Below are 1,091 nucleotides of genomic sequence, written 5' to 3' on the forward strand. Positions count from 1 at the left end.
ACGTTGTCGTCAACAAAAACTTTTTGTTGACGTTTTTTAGTTGACGTTTTGTTAAAAAAAGCATTCTTAATAACTTTTTGACCATCAACGTCAACGTAAACGGTATTTCCTTTTTTTGACGTAAATTGACGTAAATCTATTGACGATTCTTTTTTTATTTTTTGCCATACAGCTTGCTTTGAAACACCTATTTCATCCGCAAGCTCTTTGATTGTCTTTAATTTTTCACTCATCATAAGTCCTGCCTTTTAACCGTGGGTAGGTATTGCTCGATTGCTTTTTTGAGATACTTAGTGATATTTTTCTTTGAGTAGTCTTCTCGCTTGGCTCTCACATAAGACAAGTGGTCTTTGACCCCATTCAAACCTCGTAAGTCTTTCAGTTCGTCATAGAGAGGGTACACATTTTTCTGTAAGCCTGCCATTGTTGCCGTATCTGTCATTTCTAATGGTGACAAAAGAAAATTTTCAATCAATAGCTTGGTGTATTTGCTTTTCATTGCTTCAATAGCTAGCTTATCTTCGGTTTCCTCTTTGACTTTATTACCCTCTTGATATACTTTATCGTCTAACTTGTAGCTGTTATCGTCTGCCATGCGTTTTTTCTCGATATGAAAGACAATAGAGTCAATACTCCGCCCTTTTTTGACTTTCTCATAGGACACGTTAAAAGAAGTGTGAGCGTTGATTTCTGCTAAAGGTTTTTCTAGTATCCATTCTGTGAATTGAAACATTCTTTTATATTCATTGACGGTATCGGTCATCACTCGCAATTCTTTCACTGTAATTGTTGGATTGCGGTAGGCTTCCACTTGCTCCGCTCTCCGTCCACCTTTAACGCTATAATGCTCGTATTGGTTGTATTGCATAGATAACCAACGGTAAAGAATAATTGAATACTTGCTATTGAGTTCGGCTATATCTGATAAGGCGTGTTGCGTAAAATTCTTTTTAAGATTGATTAAGTAAGGCATAATTTCACGATGAAATTCAATTTTTACTTCATCATGATAATCTGTCCATTCCACGTAAGGAATAGGCACAATGCTTTTAAATTTAAAACCCTTTCCTTGTTCTTCTTTGATTTGAAAA

At 35.6% G+C, this 1,091-nt stretch carries 2 protein-coding genes; both read right to left on the reverse strand.

The genetic code is table 11. The annotated features are described in order from the left end of the window. On the reverse strand, window positions 1-236 hold a 236-nt coding region (locus tag AC07DW_RS34620), incomplete at its 3' end, for a hypothetical protein (protein WP_478861550.1). Continuing rightward, window positions 233-1,091, reverse strand: an 859-nt coding sequence (locus AC07DW_RS34625) for a RepB family plasmid replication initiator protein (RefSeq protein ID WP_478861551.1), incomplete at its 5' end; no start/stop codon positions are given. The genes AC07DW_RS34625 and AC07DW_RS34620, both read right to left, overlap by 4 nt.

Source organism: Streptomyces sp. NPDC045701, assembly GCF_056432045.1.